At 70.4% G+C, this 21,173-nt stretch carries 24 protein-coding genes; 15 read left to right on the forward strand and 9 right to left on the reverse strand.

Annotated elements, in window-relative coordinates:
• Positions 1 to 145: 145 nt before the first annotated feature.
• The 6 genes from ACFWX1_RS23320 to ACFWX1_RS23345 form a co-directional block, all read right to left on the reverse strand.
• Complete coding sequence (locus ACFWX1_RS23320) at positions 146 to 499, reverse strand: cupin domain-containing protein (protein ID WP_378390547.1); 354 nt, start codon at positions 497 to 499, stop codon at positions 146 to 148.
• On the reverse strand, positions 496 to 1,941 hold the full coding sequence (locus ACFWX1_RS23325; protein ID WP_378390549.1) for a 4-hydroxyphenylacetate 3-hydroxylase family protein: 1,446 nt from the start codon (positions 1,939 to 1,941) through the stop codon (positions 496 to 498). Before ACFWX1_RS23325 ends, ACFWX1_RS23320 begins: the two co-directional genes overlap by 4 nt.
• Positions 1,942 to 1,977: 36 nt before the next feature.
• A complete protein-coding gene (locus tag ACFWX1_RS23330) occupies positions 1,978 to 2,700 on the reverse strand; it encodes an alpha/beta fold hydrolase (RefSeq protein WP_378390551.1) in 723 nt (240 codons plus the stop codon).
• 106 nt (positions 2,701 to 2,806) lie between these two features.
• The gene (locus ACFWX1_RS23335) at positions 2,807 to 3,787 is read right to left on the reverse strand and encodes a helix-turn-helix domain-containing protein (protein WP_378390553.1); all 981 of its coding nucleotides are present in this window, start codon (positions 3,785 to 3,787) and stop codon (positions 2,807 to 2,809) included.
• Between the two features lie 150 nt (positions 3,788 to 3,937).
• Positions 3,938 to 4,669 (reverse strand): chitinase, encoded by a 732-nt coding sequence (locus ACFWX1_RS23340; RefSeq protein WP_378390555.1) that lies wholly within the window; start codon positions 4,667 to 4,669, stop codon positions 3,938 to 3,940.
• Positions 4,670 to 4,887: 218 nt separating this feature from the next.
• Complete coding sequence (locus ACFWX1_RS23345; protein ID WP_378390557.1) at positions 4,888 to 5,406, reverse strand: lytic polysaccharide monooxygenase auxiliary activity family 9 protein; 519 nt, start codon at positions 5,404 to 5,406, stop codon at positions 4,888 to 4,890.
• Between the two features lie 322 nt (positions 5,407 to 5,728).
• Here ACFWX1_RS23345 and ACFWX1_RS23350 point away from each other — a divergent pair, with 322 nt between their 5' ends.
• From ACFWX1_RS23350 to ACFWX1_RS23385, 8 genes are all read left to right on the forward strand, one after another.
• Positions 5,729 to 6,154: a hypothetical protein gene (locus tag ACFWX1_RS23350; protein WP_378390559.1), complete on the forward strand. Its 426-nt coding sequence runs from the start codon at positions 5,729 to 5,731 to the stop codon at positions 6,152 to 6,154.
• 239 nt (positions 6,155 to 6,393) lie between these two features.
• The gene (locus ACFWX1_RS23355; protein WP_378390561.1) at positions 6,394 to 6,885 is read left to right on the forward strand and encodes a hypothetical protein; all 492 of its coding nucleotides are present in this window, start codon (positions 6,394 to 6,396) and stop codon (positions 6,883 to 6,885) included.
• 3 nt (positions 6,886 to 6,888) lie between these two features.
• Positions 6,889 to 8,019, forward strand: coding sequence for a WXG100 family type VII secretion target (locus ACFWX1_RS23360; protein ID WP_378390563.1), 1,131 nt, complete (start codon positions 6,889 to 6,891; stop codon positions 8,017 to 8,019).
• A 21-nt stretch (positions 8,020 to 8,040) separates the two neighbouring features.
• Positions 8,041 to 8,895 carry an ESX secretion-associated protein EspG gene (locus ACFWX1_RS23365; RefSeq protein ID WP_378390565.1) on the forward strand — a complete coding sequence of 285 codons (855 nt, stop codon included), beginning with the start codon at positions 8,041 to 8,043 and terminating at the stop codon, positions 8,893 to 8,895.
• A complete protein-coding gene (locus ACFWX1_RS23370) occupies positions 8,892 to 9,659 on the forward strand; it encodes a transglycosylase SLT domain-containing protein (protein WP_378390567.1) in 768 nt (255 codons plus the stop codon). Before ACFWX1_RS23365 ends, ACFWX1_RS23370 begins: the two co-directional genes overlap by 4 nt.
• Before the next feature lie 12 nt (positions 9,660 to 9,671).
• A complete protein-coding gene (locus ACFWX1_RS23375) occupies positions 9,672 to 10,754 on the forward strand; it encodes a CHAP domain-containing protein (RefSeq protein WP_378390569.1) in 1,083 nt (360 codons plus the stop codon).
• Positions 10,751 to 11,044, forward strand: coding sequence for a YbaB/EbfC family DNA-binding protein (locus ACFWX1_RS23380; protein WP_378390571.1), 294 nt, complete (start codon positions 10,751 to 10,753; stop codon positions 11,042 to 11,044). The genes ACFWX1_RS23375 and ACFWX1_RS23380 overlap by 4 nt, the downstream gene beginning before the upstream one ends.
• The gene (locus tag ACFWX1_RS23385) at positions 11,044 to 11,505 is read left to right on the forward strand and encodes a hypothetical protein (protein WP_378390573.1); all 462 of its coding nucleotides are present in this window, start codon (positions 11,044 to 11,046) and stop codon (positions 11,503 to 11,505) included. The genes ACFWX1_RS23380 and ACFWX1_RS23385 overlap by 1 nt, the downstream gene beginning before the upstream one ends.
• An 82-nt stretch (positions 11,506 to 11,587) precedes the next feature.
• Here ACFWX1_RS23385 and ACFWX1_RS23390 read toward each other — a convergent pair whose 3' ends face one another.
• The 3 genes from ACFWX1_RS23390 to ACFWX1_RS23400 all read right to left on the reverse strand — a co-directional run bounded on the left by ACFWX1_RS23390 (position 11,588) and on the right by ACFWX1_RS23400 (position 14,991).
• A complete protein-coding gene (locus ACFWX1_RS23390; protein ID WP_378390575.1) occupies positions 11,588 to 12,196 on the reverse strand; it encodes a TetR/AcrR family transcriptional regulator in 609 nt (202 codons plus the stop codon).
• 35 nt (positions 12,197 to 12,231) lie between these two features.
• The gene (locus tag ACFWX1_RS23395; protein ID WP_378390577.1) at positions 12,232 to 13,173 is read right to left on the reverse strand and encodes a zinc-binding alcohol dehydrogenase family protein; all 942 of its coding nucleotides are present in this window, start codon (positions 13,171 to 13,173) and stop codon (positions 12,232 to 12,234) included.
• A gap of 204 nt (positions 13,174 to 13,377) precedes the next feature.
• Entirely contained in the window at positions 13,378 to 14,991 is a 1,614-nt protein-coding gene (locus tag ACFWX1_RS23400) for a carboxylesterase/lipase family protein (protein WP_378390579.1), read from the reverse strand.
• Positions 14,992 to 15,322: 331 nt separating this feature from the next.
• Between ACFWX1_RS23400 and ACFWX1_RS23405 the strand changes: the two genes are divergently transcribed.
• The 7 genes from ACFWX1_RS23405 (at position 15,323) to ACFWX1_RS23435 (ending at position 21,137) form a co-directional block, all read left to right on the forward strand.
• Positions 15,323 to 16,012, forward strand: coding sequence for a TetR/AcrR family transcriptional regulator (locus ACFWX1_RS23405; RefSeq protein ID WP_378390581.1), 690 nt, complete (start codon positions 15,323 to 15,325; stop codon positions 16,010 to 16,012).
• Between the two features lie 43 nt (positions 16,013 to 16,055).
• The gene (locus tag ACFWX1_RS23410; protein WP_378390583.1) at positions 16,056 to 17,228 is read left to right on the forward strand and encodes an FAD-dependent oxidoreductase; all 1,173 of its coding nucleotides are present in this window, start codon (positions 16,056 to 16,058) and stop codon (positions 17,226 to 17,228) included.
• Between the two features lie 304 nt (positions 17,229 to 17,532).
• Positions 17,533 to 18,060 carry a DUF6069 family protein gene (locus ACFWX1_RS23415; RefSeq protein WP_378390585.1) on the forward strand — a complete coding sequence of 176 codons (528 nt, stop codon included), beginning with the start codon at positions 17,533 to 17,535 and terminating at the stop codon, positions 18,058 to 18,060.
• A gap of 117 nt (positions 18,061 to 18,177) precedes the next feature.
• A complete protein-coding gene (locus ACFWX1_RS23420; RefSeq protein WP_378390587.1) occupies positions 18,178 to 18,387 on the forward strand; it encodes a hypothetical protein in 210 nt (69 codons plus the stop codon).
• A 19-nt stretch (positions 18,388 to 18,406) separates the two neighbouring features.
• Entirely contained in the window at positions 18,407 to 19,153 is a 747-nt protein-coding gene (locus ACFWX1_RS23425) for an ANTAR domain-containing response regulator (RefSeq protein WP_378390589.1), read from the forward strand.
• Positions 19,154 to 19,210: 57 nt separating this feature from the next.
• Positions 19,211 to 19,882 carry a DNA alkylation repair protein gene (locus ACFWX1_RS23430; protein WP_378390591.1) on the forward strand — a complete coding sequence of 224 codons (672 nt, stop codon included), beginning with the start codon at positions 19,211 to 19,213 and terminating at the stop codon, positions 19,880 to 19,882.
• Positions 19,883 to 19,946: 64 nt separating this feature from the next.
• A complete protein-coding gene (locus ACFWX1_RS23435; protein WP_378390592.1) occupies positions 19,947 to 21,137 on the forward strand; it encodes a zinc-dependent alcohol dehydrogenase in 1,191 nt (396 codons plus the stop codon).
• Positions 21,138 to 21,173 lie beyond the last annotated feature (36 nt).

The raw sequence follows: 21,173 nt of genomic DNA on the forward strand, positions 1-21,173 counted from the left end.
GCTGTGTCTGGGTGGCTGCGGGCGTGTGTGTGTCGTGGGTTCTCAGGGGGGGGGGGGGGCCGCGGCGCCCCCCCCCCCCCCCCCCCCACGCCGGTGGCGAAGCGGCCCATCACCTGCCGCATCACCAGCGGCTCGACGGGAGTGCTCACGGGTGGCCGCCCGCCGGGTAGCGGACTTCGAAGGTCAGCACGCCTTCGTCGGTCCGCCACGGTCCGTGCGGCATGCCCGGCGGGCGGCAGGCGTACTCGCCCGCGGAGAACTTCCGGCCCAGCGTTATGTCCACAAAGGACCCTTCGAGGATGTACACCTCCTCCCAGAAGTCGTGCCGCTGCACGCCGAGCGGGGTGGAGTCGGCACCGGGGGCGTAGCGCAGGATCCTTGTCGCCACCCCGGTTTCCGGGTCGCTGGAGAGAATCCGCTCGGTGATGAGCGGGTCGTCGCCCGCGCACACGGTGAACGGGACGTCGGTGACCGGAAAGAACTCGAACTCGGGTTTCATCGCTTCACCTCGTAGGACGCCAGGAAGGTTTCCACCGACTCGAGTGCCGAGCCGAAGTCGTAGTTGCGGTACGCGTATCCCTTCACGACGAAGGGTGCGCCCGCGTAGAAGAGCTCGTACTGCTGGTGCCTGCCCGCGAACTCGCTGCCCACGGCGTCCCACACCAGTTTGAAGAGCTTGATGCGTTCCTCGGCCGAGACGCCGGGGCTGCTGACGTACAGCTCCATGTCCGCGCGGGTCTTCTCCCCGGCCAGCTCGGCGCTGCTCGACGGGACCTGGAGGACACCGCCGCCGACGAGTTCACGCAGGATCGCGATCACCCGCGGATGGACCTCGGACTGCAGGCCCATCGCGCCGTAGAGCGACTGGGCGCCGGGGCGCCACAACCCCTGCGCGTCGGGCGCGGCGGTCTGCTCGGCCGCGAGGACGCCGGACTCCACAATGGACACCAGGGACGCGAGTTCGCCGAGTTTCTCCACGACGGCGGGGAACCGGTCGACGCCGTTCACCGCGGCGACCTTCCTGGCCAGCCCCGCCAGGAACCGCAGCTTGGTGGCCAGGCGGATCTGGGCCTGCCAGTTGCCCAGCACGTGCGCGCCGGTGTCGAAGAACTGGCGGCGCAGACCCGCGACGTCGGAGTAGACGAAGACGTCCTTCCACGGGATGAAGACGTCGTCGAAGACGAGCAGCGCGTCGGTCTCGTCGAACCGGCTGGTGAGCGGATAGTCGAACTCGCTGGTCGCGCCCGGCGCGTAGGGGCGGCGGCAGTAGAGCGTGAGACCCGGCGCGTTGACCGGAACGGTGAAGGAGTTGGCGAAGACCGCGTCCTCCTCCTGGAGCGGCTTGATGCAGGAGACGAGAATCTCGTCGGCCACGGCTCCGCCGGTGGCGAGCATCTGGGCGCCGCGGACCACGATGCCGTCCTCGCGCTCCTCCTTGACCCCGACCTGGACGAGGTCGCCTTCCCAGGCGTGGGCGGTGGTGGCACGGGAAACCTGCGGCGGGATGATCGCGTACGAGAGGTACAGATCGTTCTCGACGACCCGGCGGTGGAAGGCGGCGACGTTGGCACGGAGGCGGCGTTCCTCGCTGAACGCCTCCGGGTGCGCGGAGAACGCCGCGACGAAGGCGCCGACGTGGTCCGGCGAGCGGCCGACCCAGCCGTGGGTTTCGCCGGCCCAGACTCCGACCGCCTGCCGGTACGCGGTGAGTTCCTCGGGACCGCGCGGCGGGAGGAAGAGCCGGTTCACGTGCGCACCCGTCGCGGGGTCGATCGCCTGCATGGCGTTGGTGTCGTCGGCGGCGAGATCGAAGAGGCGTCCGATGGCACTCGCGATCGGGGCGAACGCGGGGTGGGCGGCGACGTCTTTCACGGGTTCGCCGTCGACGACGACCACCCGGCCGTCGTCTAATGTGGACAGATAATCGGCGCTGGTGCGCATGGGGAATTCCTCACTTTCATGAAACCTCGGGCCGGCTCAGTCGCGGCCGGCCTCGACGAACTTCCGGGCGGTGAGCTCGGGGTCGGTCAGAAGTACCTCGTGCCCGCCGGGCATGCCGACCAGGCGGAAGACCCCGAGCCGGTTCGACAGCCGGGGATGACGGCCCCATTCGCCCTGGGTGATGTCGTTGTCCTCGTAGGGGGCGAGGTAGCTGAAGGCCGGCGGTACCTTGTCCCAGCCGGTCATGTCCGCCGGATCGATGAACGTTCCGTACGGTTGCGGCCGCAGGCGGTCGTACACGGCCCGGGCGTGCTCGGCGGTGCCGTCGTTGAAGAAACCGTCGCGCCAGACAGGGAACGGGAGGACCACCGAACCATCGCCCCGTTCGCCGGCGCTGGCCCGGAGCGCGCCCCGCAGATGCGGAGGAAGCTCGTCGACGAGCGCTTTGCCGTGCTCGGGAACGAAAGCCGCGAAGTAGACGAGGCGCCGGACGCGTTCGGGCAGTTCGATCGCGACGCGGGAGATCAGGTAGCCGCCCCAGCTGTGTCCAATGAGGACGAAGCCGGTGAGGTCGCGTTCCCGGACGTAGTCGATGATCGGCTGGGCAGCGCCCCGGAGATCGACATGCTTGTCGTCGCCGTCGCCGAGTCCGCCCGCGGTGGGCGTGTGGACCTCGTGCCCGGCGGCTTCGAGGTGCGCGCGCACCGGATCCCACAACTCACCGTAATGCCAGGCACCGTGGACGAGAACGAACTTCATGGGCGGTCTCCCGTGTCCGAACCGAAGGGACCGCCAGTTTGTCGGTGCGCGGAAGGTCGCCGATATCGGAAAGGCGCGCGATCGTTGTCGGGATCGCGCGGACCGGTCAGCGTCGTGGCGTGAGCAGCGACGAAGGCGTGACGCCGTAACGCGCCTTGAACGCCGCGCCGAACTCGCCGAGGTGGAAGAAGCCACAGGCGTACGCGACCTCGGTGACCGTGACGTGCTCACTGCCACCGGCGAGCAGCGCGTGGGCCCGGTCCAGCCGTTGGGCCTTGAGCCACTGGCCGGGTGTCGTGTCGAGGTCGCGACGGAACGACTCCTGCAGGCTCCGGACGCTCACGCCGCATTCCGCCGCGACGGCGGCGATGCTCACCGGCTCGGCGAGGTGGTCACGCAGGTAGTCCATTGCCCGCCGGACGCGCGCGGAAGGCGGTTTCGCCGCACCGGGCCCGAGTGCTCGGCTGCGGTTGCTCGGCTGGCTCAGCAGGAGGGATTCGATGATGACCTGTTCGAGCTGCCAGAGCAACTGCGGCCGGGCGGCCGCCAGACTCGACACGGCCAGCTCGACCGCCGTCTCCAGCAGCCCGTCGACCTGGGCGACGGCGGCGTCGAGGCCGAGGTCGAAGTGGACGGGCCCGGTCGTGCCGGTCATCGCCGCGGCGACCGACTCGACCCGCCCGCGGTCCAGGCGGACGACCACCTGGTCGTATTCGGCGTCGATGGTGAACTCGAACTCGCGGTACGGGCCCACGATGACACCGTGCCCGGGCGTCGCCGGGGCCGCCGATCCGCCGTAGCGGAACACCGCCGTGCCTGCGACCGGCAGTGTCAGCAGGAAGTTGTCCTCTTCGGGTACCGCGGGCGAAACCGTGACGCTGGTGCCGTAGCGGAGCCGGTTGACCGACAGGTCGCCGACCGGGACATGCGCGAGCCGTGCCGAGAGCTTGCCACCCCGGGCGACGCGCAGCTCGTGCGGCCGCAACGTCCCGGTGCACGCCTCGACCACCTGGTCCGCGTCGCGCGCCGAGGCCAGGACCGCACCGCCGTGCGCGGTGGTGCGGCGAGCGAGTTCGGTCGTGCCCATCGGAACTCCGGGGTAGGGGTTCCCGTGAGACTAGACGCCGGCACCGGGTTCACGCAACGAGATCCGGGGCGCGGCGAGACGGCGGGCCCGCCCGGACCCGCCGCCTCGCTCCACTGTGGACGACTGGGGACGACTGGGGACGACGAACGGTCAGCAGCTCAGGTTGCCGCCGGGACTGACGCCGAGGATCCCGGTGAACCGCTGGTAGTTGTCGATCCGGCTCTGCACCTGGGCGGGATTCTTCCCGTCGCATTCCAGGGAACCGTTGATACTGCGGATGGTCTCGCCGAAGCCGCGGCCGTTGACCATCGCGTCGTGCGGGGTCATGGTCCCGGGGCCCCGCTGGGTGTTCCAGTACCACAGCCCGGTCTTCCAGGAGACGGCCGCGTCCTTCTCCACTTTGTACGGATCGTGCAGCAGGTCGATGTTCAGCGCGTCGCCCGCGGCCTTGTAGTTGAAGTTCCAGCTGAGCTGGATCGGCCCGCGACCGTAGTAGGCCGCTTGCCCGGCCGGACAGCCATACGGCTGGTTCGGGTCGCAGTAATGCGGGTAATTGTCCTTGTTCTGCTCGACGATGTAGACGAGACCGCCGGTCTCATGGCTCACATTGGCCAGGAAGGCGGCGGCCTCCTGCTTCTTGACCGTGTCGCTGCCGGTGTTGGCGAAGGCGGGGTACGCGCTCAGCGCGGCGGTGAGCCCTTGGTAGGTGTAGAAGGCGTTCCGGCTCGGGAACATCTGATCGAACTGCGATTCGCTGACCGGGAACGCGGCCGCGGTGGAATCGCCGGAAGTGGTGGCGGCGGAGGTCGCGGGAATGGCCACGGCCAATCCGAATACGGCCGCCGCGGCGGCCAGAAAGGAAAGCGTACGCCTTTTCGGCATGGGTTCACTCCTCGTCGAGCGAAAAAGAATGGCGGGCTCCGGCGGTGGCGCTGCGATGGCGCCCTTGTCCCGGATGGTCCTCCGGGAACGCGCGGAGCCGCTGATGGTCCTTTGTGGAGAGTCGTGGTGCTGAAGGCGCTTTCAGTGCGCTGAAGGATGCCTTCGGTGCGGCGGGTGCACCGAAGGCATCCTTCAGCACGGTCGATCGGGGTGGCCGCTCAGCCGACCTGGAGGTCGATGCAGGCGTAGAAAGCGTTTCCCGTATCGGCGATGTTCCAGATGGCCAGCACCGTCTGGCGTCCGGTGTGGTTGCCGAGGTTGACCGAATGCGTGACGGTGGCGGGCGGTTGCTGGTTGTTGCCGCTGACGTCGGCGACCTTGTCGCCGCCGATGTAGTACTCGTAGTTGGTGGTGCGGTGGCGGGCGGTGAAGGTCCAGGTGAAGTTCACCGTGCGGCCCACCGAGGTCGCGCGCCAGCCCTTGTTGTTGTCGTTGAGTTCGGCGAACGCCGCGTTGCCGCCGTTACAGCTGCGCAGCCCCTTGGGGCCTTCGACGCTTTGCGGCTCGTATTTGATGGACCCACAGGGCACCACGTTCTGCGCGCACTGCGCCTGCCTGCTGGCGGGCGCGTTCACATAACCGTGCGCGCTCGCGACACCGGCCGGTCCGGCGACGACGAGCACGGGGGCGACGGCCGCGCCGGCGAGTGCGGCGACCAGTTTCCGGTTGATTTTCATGCCGGCTCCTTCGGGGAAGATTCGTTCCCCGGTGGGTATGCCGAAATGGCGGCAGGGGCCGCCGGGCGGTGGGGAGGGGAACGAGGCGAGCGGGACTGTGGTCTAGACCATAAGCCGGACCTCTTGCGCAGTCAAGAGATTTCCGCCGTGCTGTCCTGTTGGTGACCGGCTGACTGGGTGAACGGTCGTCAACGGTGATGTCCGGCTTTGCTCCGGAGGTGATCGACTACTCCGTTGGGGGTATCTGGCGTTGCTCCTGATGCTCTTCTAGAACGGGAGTGTGCCGGCCAGCGGGAGCCGGGACGGGGGAGGAGAGACCGGGATGCGGGTGTCCGAGGATCCGTTCGTGGACGGTCAGGCGCGGGAGCTGATCCGCGCGGTGCGGTCCGCCGCGGCGGGCGGCGAGGTGCGGCGCAGTATCCGGCTGGCCGAGCATCTCGCAGCCGAAGGCTTGTTCCACCGGGACGACATGGTGACCGCGACGTGGTTCCTCCTGGCGTGGCGCGCAAGGGAGACGGGCAACCGTGAGCTGGCCGGACAGTGCGTCGCGCGGCTGGCGGTGTGCGCTCCCGACTCGGTCGAACTGGTCGTGCATCTCGCCGACCTCGAACGTGCCCGCCGCCGGGGCGGGCTCAGCCGGGGCAGGGGCACCGAGATCCTGAACTTCGCCCACCGGACGGGAAACCCCGAACTCGCCGCGCGCGTACGGCGGTTGTGGGCGGTATCGACGCGAAGACCGCCGACCTGAGACTTGCGCGGAATCGGTCACCGTTCACCAGAGCCGACAAACCGGACGGAAGCGCATTCCGGAGGACTTGCCGCTGACGACAGCGATGCCGGAAAACGGGAGCCGAGTGGGGAACCGGGAACGAAATCGGGACGTCCTAGTGCGGCGCGAGTGTGATTTTGCCAATATATGCTGTCGCGCGACCCGGCGGCGCCGCATCCGCCGGGCGACCCGGATTGGGGAACGGGGAGGTGGGCGGTGTGGATCCGCACCGGTTGCAGGACAAGGACGATGCCCGTCGGCTCTTGAAACAGCTGGGCAAGCAGCCACGGACGCCGCATCGCGTCGCGTCCGCCGAGGACGTCCACGACCCGAGCGGGGCGGGGAACGCGGCGCTCATCGCCGACGACGCCGGCCGGATCGAGCTGGATCCCGCGCAGATCGCGGCGGCGGACGCCGCGCTGGCCCGGCACCACGACGAGCTGTCCGAGCTGCTCAGCCAGGCGAAGGAACTCGAAGCGCCCCTGCGGGACGGGGGCAGCCCGGTCGCCAAGCACCTGCGCAGGGCGTTCGGCCTGCGCGGCGGGGCGGACACCGGAGTCCAGGCCACCTTGCGCGACTACCTCGACGAACTCGGCACGCTGCGCGACGCGATCCGGCAGGCGGGTGCCAGCCACGCCCGCGCCGACGAACAGGCGGGGGAAAGCCTCACCAGGATCCACCCGGGTTCCGACGCCGGTGCGGGGGTCTGAGCGATGACCGAAAACCCGCGCTACAACCCGCATCGCAAACACCGCTACTGGTCGCAGGATCACAAGCCGACCGCGTCGCAGCGCCGCCTCGTCCGCCGTCTCGACCGCGCCAGGCGGGCGAACCAGCAGGACAAGAGCTTCGGCAAGATCAACTGGGCTGCCTACGACCACCAGCAGCTGTGGGACATGGTCCAGTCCTCCGACCCGGCCGCGATGGGGACGGCCGCGCACCGCTGGGCGCAGCTCGCGGTCGGGGTCGACACGGTGACCACGAACGTGCACCAGACGGTGCAGAAGCTGTTGATGTCGTGGCGGGGCGGCTCCGCCGTGACGGCCGCGGAGTCGGCGTCGAAGCTGACCAAATGGGGAGCGGGCGCGTGCGACACCATGCGGCACGTCGGCGACGGCCTCGACCAGTACACCTCGGCCCTGCTCGACGCGCGCAACCACATGCCGGAGCCGGTGTACTACTCGGAGGTCCGCCACTTCCGTGAGGGCTACGACATCAAGGCGGGCAACGGGCCGAGCGCGGCGATCCTGGCGGATCAGCTGCTCGACGATCACCTGCCGACCCGGCGCCAGGCGTCCGACGCGAAGGCCGAGGCCGTGCGGGTGATGGAGCGGTACGAGGCGGGCAGCAAGCACGTGCACGACAAACTGCCGCACTTCACCGACGCGCCGGAGCCGGTGGCCGGACGGCCCGGTGGCTCCGCCCAGGGCGCGGAGCAGGACACGGACCGCGGCCGCGGGACCACATCGGACGGCACGGTGGCCGCCTCGGCGGTCTCGGTCCCCGGCGGCGAGGTGGGGATGACGGGATCGGGGAGCACCACCGGTTCGGTGCCTGGCGGCGGTCTCGGTACCGGAAGCGGCGCAGGCAGTGGCTCGGCCCTCGGAGCGGGAAGCACGTCGGGAAGCGGATTCGGGACCGCCGCGGCGAGTGCCGCGCAAGGGGGCGCGGCGGCCGTGCGCGGCGCGGGGCCCGGTGGGATGGGCATGTACCCGGGCGGGATGGGTGCCGGGCGGCCCGGCGGTTCGGACGACGGCGAGCACACCAACCGCTACGCCGAACAACGAGGTCTTGACCTCCTCGACGATCTGCCGCCCGCCTATCCACCGGTGCTCGGCGAGTGAACCGGCACTGGGGGAACTGACATGGCGAGAACCTTGCCGTCGGTGAACGGCATCGTGCTGTCGCACCTCGAATACGACCTGCTGTGGGCCGATCTCGGGCTGGGACCGCAGCCTTACCCGCTCGAGGTGCGGTCGCACGGCTACACCATGGACGAACGCGACGTGCTGGGCGGGCAGGTGTTCGACGGCCTGGCCGAAGCCGGGCTGATCGACGAGGACGACCGGGTGGATCCCCGCGTCGACGAGTTGCTCGAGTCGCTCGCCCGGCCGGTCGTCTCGGTGGACGCGCTCGTCGTCGGCGAAATATCGCTGCGGGTCCTGGCAGCGGCCGGGAAGCGGCGGGGTGTGCTCGCGACGCTCGACGACGTCGAGCTGGCGTTGCGGCCGATGTGGCCGGACGAACTCGTCGACGTCGTCGCCGGGGTGATCGGGGACTGCAATCCCGGGCCGGGTGAGCCCGTCCGGCTGCCCCGGGAGACGTTCTCGGAAGCCATGCGGGCCTTCGCGGACAAGGGATACCCGGCCTTCGAGCGGACGCTGGCGCGAGCCGGGATCACCGGCCGCGCGACGCGGGCACTGTCCACAATGGTCGATTCGCCGCGCCACGTATCGGGGCAGCTGGCGGCCAACGGCGCCGCGGGCCGCTCGCCGGTCGTGAGCTGGTTCGACACCGACGCGGGCCGCTACGGCGCGACGGTCCAGGACGTCGCCGGGACCCGCTGGGTGACGGTGACTCCCGCGAACGGGCACTGGCTGGTGAACCGCGTCGAAGAATTGCTCCACCGGGCAGGGGAAACCGGAACGGCAGGCGGCTCGGGCGCGTCGGAGGGCTACGAGTCTTCGACCTGGTCCGTTTTCGAGAAAGGGGAGAGATGAGCACGCTGACAGCGACGCAGATCGCGGAACACGCCTACAAGGCGGGCTTCCGCGGTCACGCGCTGGAGACGGCGGTCGCGGTGGCGCTGGCGGAGTCCGGGGGGAACGCGCACGCGCACAACGGGACACCGCCGGACAACTCCTACGGCCTGTGGCAGATCAACATGCTCGGCTCGATGGGCCCGGCCCGCCGCCACCAGTTCCACCTGCACTCCAACTCCGAACTGTTCGACCCGGACGAGAACGCGAAGGCCGCCTACGCGATCGCGGGGCACGGCAAGAACTTCGGCCCGTGGTCGACCTACACCAACGGCGCGTACAAGAAACACCTCGCCGCGGCCCGCAAGGCCGCCGAAGGGGTTTCGAAGCACCACGGGAAACCGCCGCACCACCCCAAGAAACCGGTCCACCACCCGCCCAAGGGGAAGGGCCACGGTGGGTACAAGACGGATCCGGAGCAGCTGATCGCCTACTCGAAGAAGGTCGATCACGTCGCGGCGGAGCTGAAGTCGGTGGGTTCGCGCACGGTGCACGCGGTGACGTCGATCGCGAAGGACAGCTTCGGCCACGTCGGCGTGGAGACCGGGTTCTCCGGCGCGCTGGGACAGTTCAGCAAGTCCCTGGAAAAGCAGGTCGCCGCGACCGGGCGGAACGCGCAGGTGCTGGGCTCGGAAACGTCCCACGCCGCGAAGAGCTACCGCGCCGGCGACAACGCGCTGGCGGCCGAAATCGAACGCGCCGACATCACGGGCGTCCTGGGCTAGGGGGAATCACGGATGGACACGGGACAGATCGCCACCCTCCTCGCGGGCGAAATGAAGACACATCAGGGAAAGCTGTCCGGCAAGGCGGGTGAGGCGCAGGCCGCGCAGCACGCGCTGGAGAAGGCGGCGCGCGACATCATGGCGCAGCACGACGCCCAGCGGAAGGACGCCCAGGCGCTGCTGACCCACTGGGACGGCAAGGCGGCGGCCGCGTTCGAGGGCAAGTCGGCGAAGTTCGGCGACGACCTCACCACCACCGCGGAAGCCAGTGTGCGCGGCGCCCGGATCGTCGCCGAGGTCACCGAGGCGCTCGCCGGACGGCACGGGGCGACCAGCGCGCTGATCGACGAGTTCGTCAGGAAGGCGGAGGCGTACCTCAAGGCCGGCGCGGCGCTCGCGGGTTTCGGGGCCTCCGGCGCGATGCTCCGGGCGCTGGCCGAGGTCACCGACCTCGCGGGCAAGTACCTCAAGGAGTCCGCAGGACACCTCAAGGGCGCGCGCGACGAGATGGAGGAGGCGGCGCGCAAGCTCAAGGCGCTGGAACGGGACCTGAACTCCGACGGCGTCGCCGACCCGGGCAAGGAGCACCACAAACCGGTGCCGGGCAAGGGAAAGGAACACCATCCCCACAAGCCGGGGCACAAGGGCGGCACCAAGCCGAGCGGGTCGAAGAAGGCGCAGGAGGTCCTCGAGCACGCCAGGAAGAACCTCGGCTATCACGAGGGCCCGAACAACCGGAACAAATGGGGACCGACCGGGCAGCCGTGGTGCGCCTACTTCGCCACGTCGATGTGGCGCGAGGCCGGGGTGAACATCCCGAAGTACGGCTTCACCGGTGACGTCTACAAGTGGGGCGAGCGGCACCACCTGGCCTACAACCGGCACGATCTGGCGAAGCAGGCGCGGCCGGGCGACGCGATCCTGTTCGGCACCGGGCCCAGCTGGGGCGGCAGCAGGCACATCGGCCTCATCGAGAGGGTCGACGGCAACAAGATCACCACGATCGAGGGCAACTCGAGCGACCAGGTGATGCGCCACACCTACACGCTGCCGCGCGACGCGCACCTCTTCTACGGAGGGGTGCACCCGAAGTGAACGTCACCGGAAGCGCCCGGCGGGACGGTGTCGCGGTGGAGGTCCTGCCCGGCGGCGCGTTGAAATCCCTGGATCTGACGCCGGAAGCGTTGCGCGCCAGGGGAACCGGCCTCGCCCAGACGATCCTCGCGCTGGTGCGCGAGGCCACCGCTCAGGCCGACCGGCGGGTCGTGCGGTCGGGCGCGCTCGCGGGCCTGGACGACGACGAGCTCGCCCGCCTCGGGCTGACCCGCGACGAATCGCTGTCCGAGGCCGCGGAAAGCACGACGCCCGACAGCTGGAGGCTCTGATGGACCACGACGAGCGGACCGTCGACGAGCTGATCGAACTCGCCGAGGAGATTCCCGAACGGCTCGGGCTCGCCGAGGGGATGGCCGGGCTGCGCGGCCGGGCCTCGGGCGACGGTGTCTCGGTGGCGGTGGACGTCCAGGGCAAGCTGGTCGAGCTGGAGATCGGCGATCAGGGCATCGCGCTGGGCCCGGATCGGCTGGCCGCGCGGATCGCCGAGCTGAGCGCCGAAGCGGGCGACGACGTCCTGCAGGCGGGAATGCGGGCGGTCCAGGCGGGCTGCACCCCGGCGATCGCCGGAGCGATCGCGGATTTCCTCGGGGTCACCGAGCAGCCGCGCCCGCCGGTGGAGGAGGAACCCGAGCGTCCCGCCGCACCCGCCCGCCCCGCGCCGCCTGCCCGTCCCGCGGCACGCCGGGACGACGACGAAGAGGAGGGCTTCGTCCTCAAACCGGTCGGCTGAACACCGTGATCCGGCATGGCTTCTCGCGAGCCGTGCCGGTTTCGGTGCTCGCGGTGAGTCCGGGATTTCGCGCGTCGCGGGGTCAGCGGGATGGGTGTCCGGCGGCGCGTGTGCAGCGGGGCGTCTTGGCGGTGCCCACCCCCGCGAGCACCGCGCGGGTGACGAGTTCGGCGAAGTCGGGCCCCATCCCGGCGTGGTGGAACAGCGCCCGGAAGACGATGGGCGCGGCGAACAGGTCCGTCAGGAGGTCGGCGTCGCCGAGTTGTTCCAGCTCGCCGCGTTCCTGCGCGCCGCGCAGGGAAGCCAGGCAGGCCTGCCTGCGCGGTTCCCAGAAAACGGTGAGGAACTCCTCGCGCAGCTCGGGATCGTCGGCCAGATCGGCCAGCAGGGCGGGGAGCACGCGGCTGAGCGCGGGGTCGGCCAGGCCGGTGCGCAGGGCCTCCAGATGCCCGGCGATGTCGCAGTGCACGCAGCCGGTGTCGATCTCCACGACGCCGGCGCGGTCGCGCGCCATGGCCGCGACGACCAGCTGCTGCTGGCTCTTCCAGCGCCGCCGGATGGCGGGCTTGGTGGTGCCCGCGCGGGCGGCGATGGCCTCCATGGTCAGCGCCGGGTAGCCGACCTCCCGGAGCAGCTCGGACACCGCGGCCAGCACGGCGTGGTCGATGCGCTCGTCACGTCGGCGTGCCATCCCACCTCCCTGCCGCTGGGTCCGGTCGGCTCACCCTACCGGCGCAGCATGACCACCTTGCCGAACGGTGCGCCGCGTTCGAGCAGCTCCAGCGCCTGCTCGGCGTCACTCAGCGTGAGGCTCCGGTGGAGCACGGGGGAGAGCAGGCCTTGCTGCCACAACGCCGTGACCTCCTGCCAGGAGCGGCTCAGTTCCTCCGGGGTCACCGAGTTCAGGCTGAACGCCAGCAACGTCGGCGACTTGTGGAAATCACGTACCAGCGTGGCGAGGACGTCTTCCGTGGGAGCGCCCGCGGCGGCGCCGCACAGCACGTAGCGTCCGTTGTCGCGCAGCAGTTCCAGATAGCTGCCCGTATCCGGGCCCGCGACCGTGTCGACGACCACGTCGTACGTCTGATCCGGGGCGGCGCCGCTGGTCCGGTCCACGATCCGCGCGGCACCCAGCTCCCGAAGCCGCTTACCACGCGCAGGGGAGGAGGTGACCGCGGTGACCTCGGCACCGCGAGCGTGGGCGATCTGGGTGGTCAGCACACCGATCCCGCCGCCCGCGCCACGGATGAGAACGCGTTCGCCCGCCGTCGTCCCCGCGCGGCGCAGCGCGTGCTCGGCGACGAGCGCGTTCACGCCCAGCGCGACGGCCTCGGCGGCGTCGGCATCCCTCGGCACGGGCAGGACCCGGCCGGCGTCGGCGACGACCTGCTCCGCGTAGCCGCCGACGCCGAGGATGGCCAGTACTCGCTGCCCCACCAGGTCACCCGGCGCACCCGGTCCCACCGCCTGGACACGGCCGGCGACTTCGGCGCCGGGCACGGAACCCGGGCCGGTACTGCCCGGGTACTCGCCCCGGCGGACCATGACGTCGACGTAGCCCGCGCCGATCGCTTCGACCTCGACGAGCACCTGTCCGGGGCCGGGCGTGGGCTCCGGCACGTCGACGAGACGGACCTCTCCGGACGTCTGCACAACCGCTGCTCGCACAGCTGTTCCTTCCATTTAACGTTCCGTTCCGGATCGGAACGTTATTGCGGAGGAGCTGTGCTCGTCAAGGGCTTCCAGGCCTGTGCGGCGTGACTCGCGCCGGAACCGAGGGACGCCCTGGGTGCGTCCACCGCACCGAGGGACGCCCCCGGTGCGTTCAACGCACCCAGGGACGCCCTTGTCGCAATCGGGCCGGGCCGAACCTCAGTGGGGTGACGGGCCGACGGAATTCCAGAACCCGCACTGATGCTGCTCACCGATTTCCCGGGTCAGCACGCTGTCCCCGGCGGGCTGAAGCGACATGACCGCTGGATCCCTTGGGGTGTAAGGAATCCAGCGTGGTGTTCCGGGGACGGTGGGGTTGCCGGTGCGGGCGAATCCGGTCCATTGGGCGACGATCTGCCTGCCGTAGGCCGCTTGGTTGGGCGTCAGGGTGACGTTGGCGGGCGGGTAGAGGAAGGTGTTCTCCGAAACGTGGAAGGCGCCGTTGGGTTTGCCCTGGTCGAGGAACCAGGCCGGCGGCGAGTCCGTGTTGTCCACTTGGTAGGCGTAGACCGTCAGCTGCCGGGCCAGGTGCCGGGCGGTGCGCAGGGCGGGGCAGACGGAGTTCGAGTCGGCCACGATCGTGCGGTAGGCGAGGAACGCCGACGGCTCGGGGAATCGCTCGAGCGGGTAGCGGGCGAACACGGCCGGAGCCAGCTCGCCGTATTGCTGCCGGACCAGCTCTTCGTACTGCTGGGGCGTATCGGGTAACGGCAGTTGCACGTCGTCGCGATCGACGCCGATCATCAGGCGCACCGGGTTGACCTCGCCCTCCTCGAACGCTTCGGCGGGGGAGAGGGGAATGGTGACGCCGTCGACGACGGGGCCGATCGTGCCGCTGTCGGCTTTCATCCCGTCGCCGGCTTGTGCCAGCAACCGCTCGACGGGGACCGCTCGCAGGCAGCGGGCGACGTCGGCGGCTCCGGCGCAGCCGACCGCGGCGGTGAACCGGGCACCGGCCCGCTGGGCCTCGGTTTCGGTGGGCCACCGTGCCTTGCAGTCCTGCGCCTGCCAAGTGGTGTCGTGGCCGAGCAGGGAATTGTATTGCCCGCTCTGGCTGATTCCCCGGTGAAACAGGCCTTGGGCGCCGGGGGAGACCGTCTGCGCGCAGACGCTCGACCCGCCGGCGGACCCGCCGTAGATGGTCACGTTGCGCGGGTCCCCGCCGAATCGGGCGATATTGCGTTGTACCCAGCGCAACGCGGCCTGCTGGTCCTGGAAGGCGTAGTTGCCGGAGTGCGGGCCGAGCGCTTCGTCGGCGAAGAAGCCCATGATGCCCAGCCGGTAGTGGATCTCGACGCTGATCACCCGGCCTGCCGCCGCGAGATGGCTGCCGTCGTGCGGGCCGAAGAGCAGGAAGCCGCCGCCGTGGATCTGCACCATGACCGGGAGCGGGCCGGGCCCGGCGTCGCGGGGAACGCGGACGTCGAGGGTCAGGCAGTCCTCGTCGGTCTGCTGCGGTCCCTGCCGGGCGGGTTGCGGGCAGAGGTTGCCCGGGGTGGTGGCGGGGAAGGTTTCCGTCCACGGGGTGACCGGACGCGGGGCGCGCCAGCGCAGATCGCCGGTCGGCGGCGCGGCGTAGCGGATGCCGAGCCACGAGGTCACGCCGTTGCCGGTCACCCCGCACACCGGGCCGTCCGCGGTGGCCACCTCGGTGCCCGCCGCGCAGGGTGGCGGCGTGCTGGGTGCCGTCGCGGTCGCGCCGCTCGGCAGGAACACGGTCGCCGCGCAGACCGCCACCGCGGCCGCCAGTCGTGTGAGCGTCGTCGCTGGCACCGGTGATCACCTCTCTTTTTCGCGCATCGGGAAACGACGAGAACACCGCTGCGGGCCGAACGGGCCGGTTCTTCGGCGAGCGCCGTGCTGAGGCGACAGTTCTTCCGCCCCAAGGGATTTCCGGCGCGTCATGACAGTTTCCCGTCGATCGCGCGGGAATCACAACCCGCCAGTCGCCGTATCCCGCTACCACCACCCCGCCGAACCCTGTCCTCTGTGGACGATCCCGTGGCCGGCGACGGCGGGGGTGGACAGCGATCATCCGGCGGGCTACTCTGGCATTGAACGAACACGTTCGTTACGAACACGTTCGGAAGGAGCAGGTGCGGGGATGACCTCGGCGAAGGAACCTCGAAGCAGGCGGGAGCGCCCCGCCAAACCGCCGCTGTCCCGGCAGTGGATCATCGACGCGACGATCGGCATCATGCGCCGCGAGGGGCTGCGGAAGGCGACGATGCGCCGGGTCGCGAAGGAGCTCGACACCGGCCCGGCCTCGCTGTACGTCTACGTCCGGAACACGGCGGAGTTGCACGCCGCGGTCATCGACGAACTCCTGGCCGGCGTGCGGATGCCGGCCGGGGGCACCTGGCAGGAGCGGCTGGAACGCCTCGTCACGGACTATCGCGACATCCTGGCCGGGCAGCCGGGGCTCGCCCGCTCGGCGTTGCTGGTCCGGCCCTCCGGCCCCCATCTGCTGACGCTGTACGACCGCATGATGGGCCTGCTCGTCGAGGGCGGCGCCGAACCGGGCCAGGCCGGTATCGGGGTCGACCTGCTGCTGCTGACCGCGACCGCCAGCGCGGCCGAACACGCCGTCCCCGAGGACGGGGACCCCGACGCGGAGACCGACAGCTCCGCCAAGCAACGCGCTCTCGCCGACGCCGTCCGCGCCGCGAGCGCGGATCGCGCGCCGCTGCTCGCGCAGCATGCCGAAGCGGTACTCGGCGGCACGCCCGGCGAGCGGTGGACCTGGTACCTCAGAGCGCAGATCGCCGGAATCGTCGCGCTCGCCACCGATTGAAGCCACCCATCCGACCACCACCGAAAGAAAGCCGACAAGTCTTATGCACACCACACGCCACTATCCGATCGCCATCATCGGGGGCGGCCTCGGCGGGCTGACCGCCGCGCGCGTCCTCCACGTCAACGGCATCGAGCCGGCCGTCTTCGAACTCGAGGCCGGGCGGCGCGACCGCACCCAGGGCGGCATGCTCGACATCCACGAGGACAGCGGGCAGAAAGCTCTGCGCGCGGCCGAGTTGTTCGACGAGTTCCTGCGGAGGTACCACCAGGGCGGCGAAGCCATGCGCGTACTCGACAAGCAGGGCACCGTGCTCCGGGACGAAGCCGACGACGGCGAGCTCGAACGGCCCGAAATCGACCGCGGCGTCCTGCGGGACATGCTGCTGGACTCGCTGCCCGAAGGCACCGTTCGCTGGGGGAGCAAGGTCACCGGCGTCCGGGCCGTCGACGGCCGCCCCGGGCGGCACGAGGTCACCCTCGCCGACGGCGGCACCTTCACCACCGATCTCCTCATCGGCGCCGACGGCGCCTGGTCGCGTGTGCGCCCGCTCGTGTCCCCGGCGCGGCCGGCCTACACCGGCATCTCCTTCATCGAGACCGACCTCTTCGACGCCGCCGACAAGCACCCGGCCGAGGCGGCGGCGATGGGCGACGGCGCGCTCTTCGCGCTCGACGGCGACGTCGGCGTCCTCGGCCACCGGGAGCCCGACGGCAGCCTGCACGTCTACCTCGGTTACCGCTGTGACGAGTCGTGGGTCGACACCATCGACTTCACCGACACCCCGACCGCGAAGACGGCCGTCCTGAGGCTCCTCGACGGATGGGACGACGCGCTGCGTGGCATGGTCGCGAAGGCCGACACCGCGCTCGTTCCCCGCCGTATCAACGCCTTGCCCGTCGGACATTCCTGGGACCGCGTCCCCGGCGTGACATTGCTCGGCGACGCCGCACACCTCATGTCCCCGTTCGCGGGCGAGGGGGCGAACCTGGCCATGCTCGACGGTGCGGAACTCGCGCTCGCGATCGTCGCCCATCGTGATGACGTCGAAACCGCTCTCGGCACTTACGAAGCCGAGCTGTTCCCCCGCTCCGCGGCGTCCGCGCGGAAGTCCGCCGAAGGGCTCGAAATGATCTTCGCCCCGGACGCGCCCAAGGGGCTCGTGGAGCTGTTCGCCGCCTTCGACGCGCAAAAGGCCGGCGCACAGGTTCCCTGAGCACCGAAGGCGTAGCCGCGGTTTTCCGGGACCGGCGTGGGTGTGCCCGGCCAGGTGGAGCACGCCCACGCCGGCAGGCGACCGGCACGGCCCGCGCGCGCTCGCGGGGGTGGCCCATGGTTCGCCAGGGAATGCGGGGTGAAGGTGTCGAATTCTCAGCGTCTCGCGGTTGCCCGTTGACCTGATAGGGCCCGGAGGTCCCCCCGGACGTGGTGCATTTGCGTCACCGCCGTCGCGATACCGGGCACGATACGGCCGATCGCGCGACAATCGGGGCGGGAGACCCGCGACGGAAGGACCACGGATGTCCGACTACCCGCGCAACACCCGGCAGGACCGGCCAGGCGTGGACGCGGCCCGGCTGTGGGCGGGCGGTGTCGCCACCGCGGTGGTGGCGGCGTTGATCGCCATCGTCGGGCTGCTGATCGCCAGGGGGATCTTCGCGGTGGAGGTGCTCGCGCCGAAGGGCGACGGCATCTGGGGCAACGCGAACACGACCACCTACGCCGTGGTGGCCGCGATCGCCGCCCTGCTCGCCACCGGGCTGATGCACCTGCTGAGCGTGGCGACACCGGCGCCGGGCCAGTTCTTCGGCTGGATCATGGTGCTGGTGACCGCGATCGCGGTGGTGCTGCCGCTGACGCTGACCGTGAACATCAGCGCGAAGGTGGCGACGGCGCTGATCAACCTGGTGCTCGGGCTGGCGATCGCGGTGATCGTGAGCAGCATGGCGGCGAGCGCGCGGACGCGCTACCGCGGCACCTCGCCGGATCAGGCGCCGACCCGCCGGTGGGATCAGCCGGGGCCGCCTTCCTCGTACTACGACAGCTGACCTGACCGGTCCGGCGCCACTGTGAGGCACACCACGAACGTTTCCTTCGGCGCCGAAAAGGGAAACCCCTCTGTACGCCGTAGTTCGGCACGGGCGAGTCAGAAGGGGTGAACGACGATGACCGCGACATACGGCCAAACGTGGCATCCCGAGGGGGCTGACGACGCCGAGAGCGGCGAAGGGGACGACGATCGGCCGTTGGCCGCGCTCTTCGCGCACTTCGACGACCTGAAGCGGCGGGTCAACAGGCATCTGTACTCGGGCGGCGAGGAACCCGAAGGCCCCGAGGTCCCGTCGGCGGAGAGCCGGCCGCGGAACCTCGGCTGAGCGCGGCGGAGGTCGCGTCATGGACGCCGGGACCGACCCGCTGAACCATCTCGACGTCGCCAACGAGGCGATCGCGGACCTCCGCACCGTACTGGCCGAGGAACGCCATCTGGAAGCGCTGTTGGAGCACAATGTCTCCTTCGCGGCCCAGCTGATCGTCGAGGCCGACGCCGTGTCGATCACTTCGCTCACCTCGATGGGGCCGCGGACCGTGGCGGCCACCGATCCGGCCATCGCCGCACTGGACGGCAAGCAGTACGCCGCCGATCGGGGGCCCTGCCTGGACGCGGCCCGTGATCGCCTGCCGGTTCGCGCGGTGATCGCCGAACGCCGCCGCGAGTGGCCGGAGTTCTCCGAAGCCGCCGACGCCGTGGGGATTTGCACCTCCGTGTCCGTCCCGCTCCTGCTGGACGACCCCGGCAATCCCGGGGAGGGGCGGCTGGTGGGGGCGTTGAACGTCTACAGCCGCTCCACGAAGGCGTTCGATCCGCTGGACGAGACGCTGCTGCGGCTGTTCACCACGGCCGCCACCGCCGTCATCGACTGCGCGGGCCGCTGGTACGAGGCACGCCGCACCATCACGCAGCTCGAGCAGGCCATGGCCACCCGCGCCGGGATCGAGCAGGCCAAGGGCGCGCTCATGGCCATCCACGGCTGCACCGGCGACGAGGCCTTCGCCCGGCTGGTCGAGCAGTCCCAGCACCGCAACGTCAAGCTCCACCAGGTCGCCCAGGACTTCCTGACGACGCTCCGTGCCCCTGGCTGATCACCGGGTTCCCCGTGCCCGGCTCGTAGGCTGGGTCCCACACGGGAAGGAGGCCGGGTGACCGACACGACGGTGGCCGAGGTGCTGGCCGAGCTGGCCGCGCTCGAGGACCCGAAGATCCGCGAGGTGAACGAGAAGCACGGCGATGAGCACGGGGTGAACCTCGGCAAGCTGCGCGCGCTCGCGAAGCGGCTGAAAACGCGGCAGGAACTCGCCCGCGAGCTCTGGGGGACGGGTGACGCCGCGGCACGGCTGCTGGCGACGTTGATCTGCCGCCCGAAGGCGTTCGAGCGTGCGGAGCTGGACGCCATGGTGCGCGAGGCACGTGTTCCCAAGGTGCACGACTGGCTCGTGAACTACGTGGTGAAGAAGAGCCCGCACGCCGAAGAGCTGCGCCTGGCCTGGACCGCCGATCCGGATCCGGTGGTCGCGAGCGCCGGGTGGGCGCTGACCACCGAACGCGTGGTGAAGCAGCCCGAGGGCCTCGACCTGGAGGGGCTGCTCGACGTCATCGAGGCGGAGCTGAAGGACGCCCCGGATCGCCTGCAGTGGGCGATGAACAGCTGCCTGGCCCAGATCGGGATCGGGCACGCCGGGCACCGCGCGCGGGCGATCGGCATCGGCGAGCGCCTCGAAGTGCTCAAGGACTACCCGACGCCGCCGAACTGCACGTCGCCGTTCGCGCCCGTCTGGATCGCCGAGATGGTGCGCCGGCAGGACGCCGGCTAGCTCCTTGTTTGCCGGGCGCGCCGGAGGGAACCCGTGCGGCGAACCGACGTCCGGAAGGAGAGCCATGAAAGCCGTTACCTGGCACGGGAAACGGGACGTCCGGGTCGAGACGGTGCCCGATCCGCGGATCGCCGAGCCGACCGACGCGATCGTCCGGATCACCTCGACCGGTATCTGCGGCTCGGATCTGCATCTGTACGAGGTGCTCGGGGCGTTCCTGACCGAGGGCGACATCCTCGGGCACGAGCCGATGGGGGTGGTCGAAGAGGTCGGGTCCGAGGTGCCGGACCTGCGGCCGGGCGACCGGGTCGTGGTCCCGTTCACCATCGCGTGCGGGCGCTGCTACCTGTGCGAGCGCGGCCTGCAGTCCCAGTGCGAGACGACGCAGGTCACCGAGCACGGCAAGGGCGCGGCGTTGTTCGGCTACACCAAGCTCTACGGTTCCGTTCCCGGTGGCCAGGCCGAGTACCTGCGGGTCCCGCAGGCGCAGTACGGCCCGATCAAGGTGCCCGACGGCCCGCCGGACGAGCGGTTCGTCTACCTGTCCGACGTCGTCCCGACCGCGTGGCAGGCGGTGGAGTACGCGAACATCCCGGCGGAGGGGTCGGTCGCGGTGTTCGGCCTCGGCCCGATCGGCCAGATGGCCTGCCGGATCGCGGCGCACCGCGGCGCGGGGAAGGTGCTGGGCGTCGATCTGGTGCCCGAGCGGCTGGCCAGGGCACGGGCCCACGGCGCGACGGTGTTCGACCTGCGGGAGCACCGGAACATCGGCGACGCCATCCGGCAGGTCACCGGCGGGCGTGGTGCGGACGCGGTGATCGACGCCGTCGGGATGGAGGCGCACGGTGCCCCGCTGGGCAAGCTCGCGCAGGATCTCGCGGGCCTGCTGCCGGGGCCACTGGCCGAAAAGGTGACCGAACGGGCCGGGATCGACCGGCTCAGCGTCCTCTACGCCGCGATCGACAGCGTCCGCCGGGGCGGCACGATCTCGCTGTCGGGCGTCTACGGCGGGGCGATCGACCCGCTGCCGATGATGGACCTGTTCGACAAGCAGATCCAGCTGCGCATGGGACAGGCGAACGTCCGGCACTGGGTCGGCGAACTCCTGCCGCTGCTCACCGGTGACGGCGATCCGCTCGGCGTGGAAGGATTCGCGACGCACAAGCTTCCCCTCGACGACGCGCCCAAGGCGTACGAAATCTTCCAGAAGAAACAGGACGGTGCCCAGAAGATCCTGCTCGAACCCGCGGCCTGATCCTCGGTGAGTCCATAGCGGACGTCCGAAAAGGAC

Origin of the sequence: Amycolatopsis sp. NPDC059021, assembly GCF_042739895.1 — a bacterium.
In the GTDB taxonomy this organism is placed as follows: Bacteria; Actinomycetota; Actinomycetes; order Mycobacteriales; family Pseudonocardiaceae; genus Amycolatopsis.

Excerpts from the sequence above, each read along its gene's own strand:
- ACFWX1_RS23320 (WP_378390547.1), bottom strand. The coding sequence starts at position 499 with ATGAAACCCGAGTTCGAGTTCTTTCCGGTCACCGACGTCCCGTTCACC.
- ACFWX1_RS23325 (WP_378390549.1), bottom strand. The coding sequence starts at position 1,941 with ATGCGCACCAGCGCCGATTATCTGTCCACATTAGACGACGGCCGGGTG.
- ACFWX1_RS23330 (WP_378390551.1), bottom strand. The coding sequence starts at position 2,700 with ATGAAGTTCGTTCTCGTCCACGGTGCCTGGCATTACGGTGAGTTGTGG.
- ACFWX1_RS23335 (WP_378390553.1), bottom strand. The coding sequence starts at position 3,787 with ATGGGCACGACCGAACTCGCTCGCCGCACCACCGCGCACGGCGGTGCG.
- ACFWX1_RS23340 (WP_378390555.1), bottom strand. The coding sequence starts at position 4,669 with ATGCCGAAAAGGCGTACGCTTTCCTTTCTGGCCGCCGCGGCGGCCGTA.
- ACFWX1_RS23345 (WP_378390557.1), bottom strand. The coding sequence starts at position 5,406 with ATGAAAATCAACCGGAAACTGGTCGCCGCACTCGCCGGCGCGGCCGTC.
- ACFWX1_RS23350 (WP_378390559.1), top strand. The coding sequence starts at position 5,729 with ATGCGGGTGTCCGAGGATCCGTTCGTGGACGGTCAGGCGCGGGAGCTG.
- ACFWX1_RS23360 (WP_378390563.1), top strand. The coding sequence starts at position 6,889 with ATGACCGAAAACCCGCGCTACAACCCGCATCGCAAACACCGCTACTGG.
- ACFWX1_RS23365 (WP_378390565.1), top strand. The coding sequence starts at position 8,041 with ATGGCGAGAACCTTGCCGTCGGTGAACGGCATCGTGCTGTCGCACCTC.
- ACFWX1_RS23370 (WP_378390567.1), top strand. The coding sequence starts at position 8,892 with ATGAGCACGCTGACAGCGACGCAGATCGCGGAACACGCCTACAAGGCG.
- ACFWX1_RS23375 (WP_378390569.1), top strand. The coding sequence starts at position 9,672 with ATGGACACGGGACAGATCGCCACCCTCCTCGCGGGCGAAATGAAGACA.
- ACFWX1_RS23385 (WP_378390573.1), top strand. The coding sequence starts at position 11,044 with ATGGACCACGACGAGCGGACCGTCGACGAGCTGATCGAACTCGCCGAG.
- ACFWX1_RS23390 (WP_378390575.1), bottom strand. The coding sequence starts at position 12,196 with ATGGCACGCCGACGTGACGAGCGCATCGACCACGCCGTGCTGGCCGCG.
- ACFWX1_RS23405 (WP_378390581.1), top strand. The coding sequence starts at position 15,323 with ATGACCTCGGCGAAGGAACCTCGAAGCAGGCGGGAGCGCCCCGCCAAA.
- ACFWX1_RS23410 (WP_378390583.1), top strand. The coding sequence starts at position 16,056 with ATGCACACCACACGCCACTATCCGATCGCCATCATCGGGGGCGGCCTC.
- ACFWX1_RS23415 (WP_378390585.1), top strand. The coding sequence starts at position 17,533 with ATGTCCGACTACCCGCGCAACACCCGGCAGGACCGGCCAGGCGTGGAC.
- ACFWX1_RS23420 (WP_378390587.1), top strand. The coding sequence starts at position 18,178 with ATGACCGCGACATACGGCCAAACGTGGCATCCCGAGGGGGCTGACGAC.
- ACFWX1_RS23425 (WP_378390589.1), top strand. The coding sequence starts at position 18,407 with ATGGACGCCGGGACCGACCCGCTGAACCATCTCGACGTCGCCAACGAG.
- ACFWX1_RS23435 (WP_378390592.1), top strand. The coding sequence starts at position 19,947 with ATGAAAGCCGTTACCTGGCACGGGAAACGGGACGTCCGGGTCGAGACG.